The organism is Micromonospora sp. 4G55 (assembly GCF_016803375.1).
Map to the genome: position 1 here is coordinate 1 of NZ_JAEVHN010000370.1, position 6,177 is coordinate 6,177.

At 69.1% G+C, this 6,177-nt stretch carries 6 protein-coding genes and 4 pseudogenes; 5 read left to right on the forward strand and 5 right to left on the reverse strand.

Annotated features, from left to right (window positions below; translation table 11 throughout):
* The 3 pseudogenes from JNW89_RS24605 to JNW89_RS24615 form a co-directional block, all read right to left on the reverse strand.
* Nucleotides 1-410 (reverse strand): annotated as a pseudogene (locus JNW89_RS24605) (hypothetical protein); the annotation flags it as partial.
* Nucleotides 407-1,611: pseudogene (locus JNW89_RS24610) on the reverse strand (TadA family conjugal transfer-associated ATPase). The pseudogenes JNW89_RS24610 and JNW89_RS24605, both read right to left, overlap by 4 nt.
* Nucleotides 1,608-1,781 (reverse strand): annotated as a pseudogene (locus JNW89_RS24615) (septum site-determining protein minD); the annotation flags it as partial. The pseudogenes JNW89_RS24615 and JNW89_RS24610, both read right to left, overlap by 4 nt.
* Nucleotides 1,782-1,824: 43 nt before the next feature.
* On the opposite strand from JNW89_RS24615, the gene JNW89_RS24620 reads away from it, so the two are divergent.
* Nucleotides 1,825-3,288: a recombinase family protein gene (locus tag JNW89_RS24620; protein ID WP_238450674.1), complete on the forward strand. Its 1,464-nt coding sequence runs from the start codon at nt 1,825-1,827 to the stop codon at nt 3,286-3,288.
* On the opposite strand, the gene JNW89_RS24625 is transcribed toward JNW89_RS24620, so the two are convergent.
* Nucleotides 3,266-3,847: a hypothetical protein gene (locus tag JNW89_RS24625; RefSeq protein WP_238450675.1), complete on the reverse strand. Its 582-nt coding sequence runs from the start codon at nt 3,845-3,847 to the stop codon at nt 3,266-3,268. The genes JNW89_RS24620 and JNW89_RS24625 overlap by 23 nt on opposite strands.
* Before the next feature lie 65 nt (nt 3,848-3,912).
* Between JNW89_RS24625 and JNW89_RS24630 the strand changes: the two genes are divergently transcribed.
* The 4 genes from JNW89_RS24630 to JNW89_RS24645 all read left to right on the forward strand — a co-directional run bounded on the left by JNW89_RS24630 (nt 3,913) and on the right by JNW89_RS24645 (nt 5,880).
* Nucleotides 3,913-4,488 (forward strand): hypothetical protein, encoded by a 576-nt coding sequence (locus tag JNW89_RS24630; protein ID WP_238450676.1) that lies wholly within the window; start codon nt 3,913-3,915, stop codon nt 4,486-4,488.
* A gap of 121 nt (nt 4,489-4,609) precedes the next feature.
* Nucleotides 4,610-4,855: a hypothetical protein gene (locus JNW89_RS24635; protein ID WP_238450677.1), complete on the forward strand. Its 246-nt coding sequence runs from the start codon at nt 4,610-4,612 to the stop codon at nt 4,853-4,855.
* Nucleotides 4,856-4,927: 72 nt separating this feature from the next.
* Nucleotides 4,928-5,188 (forward strand): hypothetical protein, encoded by a 261-nt coding sequence (locus tag JNW89_RS24640; protein ID WP_238450678.1) that lies wholly within the window; start codon nt 4,928-4,930, stop codon nt 5,186-5,188.
* Nucleotides 5,188-5,880 (forward strand): recombinase family protein, encoded by a 693-nt coding sequence (locus JNW89_RS24645; RefSeq protein ID WP_238450679.1) that lies wholly within the window; start codon nt 5,188-5,190, stop codon nt 5,878-5,880. The genes JNW89_RS24640 and JNW89_RS24645 overlap by 1 nt, the downstream gene beginning before the upstream one ends.
* On the opposite strand, the pseudogene JNW89_RS24650 reads toward JNW89_RS24645, so the two are convergent.
* Nucleotides 5,877-6,154: pseudogene (locus JNW89_RS24650) on the reverse strand (hypothetical protein). The gene JNW89_RS24645 and the pseudogene JNW89_RS24650 overlap by 4 nt on opposite strands.
* Nucleotides 6,155-6,177 lie beyond the last annotated feature (23 nt).

Consider the following 6,177-nt stretch of genomic DNA (forward strand, 5'->3'; position numbering starts at 1 on the left):
TGGGCCCCGACGGCCACCGCCACGGTGCACGGGCGGTCGGCGGCAGGTGCGAGCCGGCTCGATCTCGTCCCGCCCGACCGGCGCGGTCCGGGCGGTACGACCGCGGCCGGAGCGGCGACAACCGGTGGCGCCGTCTCCGGCACTTCGGTGGCGGGCCCGGACGCGAGGAGGGCGGCCGGGGCGGCGACAACCGGTGGTGTCTGCGGCACCTCGGTGCATGGCTCGGACGCGAGGAAGGCGGCCGGTGCGGTGCGGAGCGACTCGGCGTCGTGCGGCGTGAGTGTGGGTTGGCCGGGTGCGCCGGCACCGAGCAGGACGCGGCGTCGCCGGCGGCTGCTGCGGACCGGCCAGGCCACCACCGCCGCCGCGCCCACCAGCAACGCCGCCACCAGCCAGATCGGGAGACTCATGCCGGCCCCGCCGATCCCGGCCACGGCTCGCAGAGGATCGGCGGCACCGCCACGCCCCGGTCCCGCAACAGCGTGCCGAGGGCTCGACCGGCCAGCCCCAGCCCTCGTCCACGAACCCAGGCGGGCACGACGGTGACCAGGCGGTCGGGCCCCTCCGGCAGCAGGAGGCAGATCGACTCCAGCACCCGGCCGCGCGGGCCGCGGCGTACCTGGAGCACCACCTGGAGCGCGGCGGTCACCTGGGCGTGCAGCGCGGCCCTGGGCAGCCCGCCGAGTAGTCCGAGCGCCTCCAACCGGGCCGGCACGTCGGCCGGGGTGTTCGCGTGCAGCGTCCCGGCACCGCCGTCGTGGCCGGTGTTGAGGGCGCCAAGCAGGTCGACGACCTCCCCGCCCCGGCACTCCCCGACCACCAGCCGGTCGGGACGCATTCGCAGCGCCTGCCGGACCAGCTCGCTGAGCCCGACCGCGCCGGTGCCCTCCACGTTGGCCGTGCGGGCCTGGAGCCCCACCACGTGCGGGTGCACCGGGTGCAGCTCGGCGGCGTCCTCGACCAGCACGATCCGCTCGGTCGAGGGCACCAGCCCGAGCAGCGTGTTGAGCAGGGTGGTCTTGCCCGAGCCGGTGCCGCCGGTGACCAGGTACGCCAGCCGGGCGGCCACCACGGCCGCCAGCACCGGGGCGACCGGTCGTGGGACGGTGCCCTGGCGTACCAGGTCGTCGAGGGTGAACGGCCGCTGCCGGAAGGTACGCAGGGACAGGTAGGGGCCGTCGGTCGCCACCGGCGGCAGTACGGCGTGCAGCCGGGTGCCGTCGGGCAGCCGTGCGTCCGCGTACGGGGAGCCGTCGTCGAGCCGGCGGCCGGCGGCCGCGGTGAGCCGCTGCGCCAACCGCCGTACGTCGTCGAGGGAGCCGAGCGGCACCGCCACCTGTCGCAGGCCCTCGCCCCGGTCGACCCACACCCGGGTGCCGTTGACCAGCACGTCGGTGACCTGCGGATCGGCCAGCAGCGGGGCGAGCGGCCCGGCGCGACCAGGTCGTCGCGGACCTGGTCGGCCATCCGCAGCACGGCGGTGTCACCGAGGACCGCGGCGGTGGGCTCGGCCCGGACGGCGGAGACGATCGCGGCCGGGGTGACCCGGGTAGCGGTGCCGGCCATCCGCTGCCGGACCCGGGCCGACAGGTCGTCGGGCCGGCCGGTCATGCCGCACCCGGCACCGGCAGGCCGGTCAGCTCGGTGACGATCCGCCGACAGAGCGCGGCGAGCGGGCCTCGCCCGGCCCCGGCCGGCGCCTCGCCCCGTTCCAGCCCCCGGCACAACGCCGGCTCGGGCCGCAGCGTGCCGGCGAGCGGGAGACCGAGGGCGCGGGCCACCGCACGTTACCCAATAACGGGCATCCATCGTACGATGGCCCGCATGGAGCGAAAGGCGTTCATCTATACCCGCATCTCAAGCGACCGCGAGGGCAGACGACTCGGCGTCGAGCGGCAGGAAGAGCAATGCCGGGCCGTTGCCCTTGCCCTCGGATGGGCGGTCGTGCGGGTGTACGAAGACAACGACACCAGCGCCAGCACCGACCGCGACCCGCCGAACTACAACGCCATGCTGCGTGCGTGTGAGCGGGGCGAGGCCAACGCGATCATCGTTGCCAAGGTCGACCGGTTGCACCGGCAGCTGTGGAAGTTCGCCCCGTTCATGAAGTGGCGCAAGAAGCATGACGTCGCCTTCGCCACCACCGAGGGTGACAACACCGAGACGACCAACGGTCGCTTCATCCTCAACATCAAGGCGTCGATGGCAGAGGCTGAGGCAGAACGTATCGGGGAGCGAGTCCGGGCGGCAGTCCGTCAGCGTGCGTTGAAGGGTGAGTTTCACGGTGGCAACGTCCCCTTCGGATACGAGGGCATCCGCGAGGAAGGCAACCCCCGATATGTGGGCTTCCAGCACCACACCACCGACGCGCCACGGGTCCGCGATGCGGTCCGCCGACTGCTGGCCGGGGAGACGGTCTACGGCATCAGCAAGGACTTCGGGATGCAGCCCCGGACGTTGAAGCGAGCCGTCACCAACCCCGCCATCGCTGGCCTACGCGAGTACAACGGCGAGCTGTTCCCCACACCCTGGGAGCCGATTGTGGACCGCGAGGACTGGCAGCGGGTGTGCGAGATCCTGGCCGACCCCAGCCGGCGCAAGAGCGAAACCAATCAGCGCAAGTACATGCTGTCGGGCCTCGTGTTCTGCCACTGCGGTAACCGCATGACCTCGACGAGCGCCAAGCGTACCGAGGGACCGACGTACGAGTGCTCCAAAGCCCTCGGCGGGTGTGGTCGTGCGCGGATCGTCATGCGGCCCCTTGAGGAGTACATCGCGGAGCAGGTGTTCACCCGGCTCGACTCCCCCGCCCTACGGGCTGCGATGGCCCGCGACAGGGAAGGCGTGGACGACACCGAGCGCGAGTTGCGTAAGGCCGTTGCTGACGACGAGGAGGGCTTGATCCGTCTCGGAGACGAGCGCGACGACAACCTGATCGGTGAGGCCGAGTACCGCCGACGCCGGGCACGGCTGACGGACCGGCTGGAGGCCAACCGCGCCGCGCTGGACAGGGCCACCAGGAAGCGTGCCCATACCCGCCTGCCGTCCGGTACCGACCTACGCGCGGTGTGGGCTGACCGTGACGACGTGTGGAAGCGAACCATCCTCGCCTCGGTCATCGAGCGCATCGACATCGGCCCTCACCCGATCAACCCCGAGACTGGCCGGTTGTTCACCAGCGCCCCACCGCGACGCCGGGGCGAGCCCGAGGAAGCCTGGCGCGACCGGTTCGAGCTTCACCGAGCGAAGGTGTTCTCCCAGCGGGTCAGCGTGACTTGGCTGGTCTAGGAATCCTGATGAGCCTTCCCTTGCCCGGCCCCGGGGCCTTCTTCGGGAAGTAGCGGACGGGACTCGCGGTGCCCTGCCTGACCCATTGCAGGCCGTTGGCGTCCGTGAAGTGGATGACCGGGAGCAGGAGATCCAGCTCCCAGGGCTCCTGGATTTCCAAGGGCGGATCGAAGTCAACACCCACGTCAGTCTCCGAGACCACAACTTCCCTCACGGTCATCGCTGGGTGCATAACCCCCTTCTCTACGTCCAGCAGTGAGAAGGTCACGTCAAGAATCGGTGAAGCGGCGAGGTTGCGAATCCGGTACTCGATGTAGACCACGTCACCGATGAGGTTCCCGTCATCATCGACATCCGTCGTATCTACGCGGCGGAACTCGTACACCACCAGCCGCGCCAGGGCCGCCTCGTTGTCGCGCTGCTCCTCCCGGCGCACGCGGATCTCATGACGGAACAGCAGGCCGGTGAAGACCACCGCGACAGTCGACATCACCAGACCGGCCAGGCTTCCCCACGCCTGCATCCAGTCGGTGATCTTTGGGGCTTCACCAGCGAGCACCGGGCCAGGGTATGACGTTCAATCCACACCGGCAGTCCTTGCGGTGAACACCTACGATCCCTGCCGTGGGATGGCTGGAAGCTTCGGTGAAGATCGTGACCGCCTTGGCCTGGCCAGCGGTTGCCATGGTGGCGGTCATACTCCTACGGCGCGAGATCGCTCAGGTCTTCAGAAGGCTCAACCGATTCGCGGGACCGGCCGGCATTGAGGCCGAGTTTAGGGATGAGGTAGCTGCAACCAGTGAACTTGCCGAGGTAGCTGCACCTGATAAGCCCGAAGAACTGGCCCTGCCAACCCAACAAGGCGGTGCTGCCCGTCTAGCGCCGAACCCCACCCTCAGCGACCTTGTCGAAGAAGCGGAGCGACACCCTGTCGGTGGCGTCATGCGAGCGTGGCACCTGGTAGAAGACGCACTGAATCCTCCGGGAACGGACAGGAGGCTAGTCGCCAGCTACCAGCGAATGATGGAACTACACCGTGAAGGCGTCATCAACGACGACCTCCTCGCTCTGGGACGACGACTGCAAGACCTCCGAAACAAGGTCGCCCATGGACGTGTGATTCCTGACCCTCACGAAGTGCGGGAGTTCGTGATTAGCACTTGGCGATTGGCCGCTGCTCTGAACAAGGTGGTGACCTAGGCGACGCTCCCACCAGTTGGAGACGGAGTCTCAGACCAGTTGGGAAGGGGGTTAGGGCTGGCCATCGAGTCCTCATACGTTGCTGCTGCGCCACCGGGGCGCACCGACCGAGGAGGACATCATGACCGACACCAACCCCGCCAGCGTTGACCTCAACGTGTCCGAGCACCCGACCACCGACCCCGAGGCCAAGCCGACCACCCGGAAGCGCACGACCAAGGCGAAGGCCACCCCCGCGGCTAAGCCGGAGTTCGCCCCCAAGGTCAACGACAAGGGCCGGCTGGACCACTCCGACTGCGGTCACGAGCGCACCCTGGCCGGTCGGTCTGCCTGCCGCGCGGCGTACGCCAAGGCCAACGCCAAATAACCCACATGAGTCGGCCCCGGCCGGAGTTGCAGCTCCGCGTCCGGGGCCTTGATCCACTGGAAGGAGTGGACCATGACCAACGTACCCGACATGCTCGCGGCGTTCGATCGCTTCAAGGCGCAGGTCGATCGGGCGTACGAGGCAGCCAGGCAGCAACTGGCCCACCACGACTACCCAGGTGCGCAAGCCACCCTGTCGCGCATAGCCCAGCACAACACCAAGGCAGCCCTGCTCATGGCGACCTGCCTCGCCCCGTGCATCGTCTGCGGCAAGGACCAGCACGACGGGTCCGAGGATCACGACCTGATCCGCACCGACACCCTGGGCGACTGATGCGGACGATGGTCGCCTACGTCCGGCGGTCCAAGGCCAACCGCAAGCGCGCCGACGATCCGGCCTACGGCATCGAGGCGCAACGGACCGCCATCCGCAACGCAGCTACCGCGAACGGGTGGCGCCTGGTGTGGGCACCTGCCGATGATGGCGCTACGGGTGCCCACACCCGCCGGGCTGGACTGACGTGGGCGCTGGATCAGCTCGCGGCCGGGAACGCTGACGGCCTGGTCGTGGCCAAGCTCAACCGGCTGTCGCGGTCGGTGGCCGACTTCGCCCAGGTGCTACGGGTGGCGAAGAAGCAGCGGTGGTCCGTCGTCGCGCTCGACCTGGGCATCGACACATCTACTGTCAACGGTCGTTTGGTGGCCAACATCGTCATGAGCGTTGCCGAGTGGGAGCGCGAGATCATCAGCCAGCGCACGGCGGAAGCCCTGGCGGAGGCCAAGGAGTCCGGCGTCAAGCTCGGTCGACCGATCCTCGTCCCCAAGCCAGTCATCCGGCGCATCCGTCGCCTGCGGTCCAACGGCCACACCCTGCGCGCTATCGCTGACCAGCTCAACGCCGACCAGGTGCCGACCGCGCACGGTGGCGACCGGTGGCATAGCTCAACCATCCGAGGCGTTCTCAGCCGGTCCGGAGGCGACCCGCACGCCCGGACCCGTCCGACGACACCCGCCCCGGTGGGTTAACGCCTCTGCGGCGATCTGGACCGCCTCTGTTGCCCGACCGTCACGGGCGCGGGGGCGGTCCGTCGTTGGATGACCAATCCAGCCGGTTGCACGAAGATCGATCGTCGGGCTACGGCGTCGCCCTTGTCGTTGAGCTGGTAGCCGTCGAGCCACACCCACCGGTCGTAGGTCGCCAGTCGAGCACGCGAATCACCCGGAAAAAGAAGGGATTGACGAACTGCACGCTGGCGGCTCTGGTGACCTGCACCAGATCACCGGCCTTCACGGCAGCCACCCGAGGAACCGACGGTGGAGAGT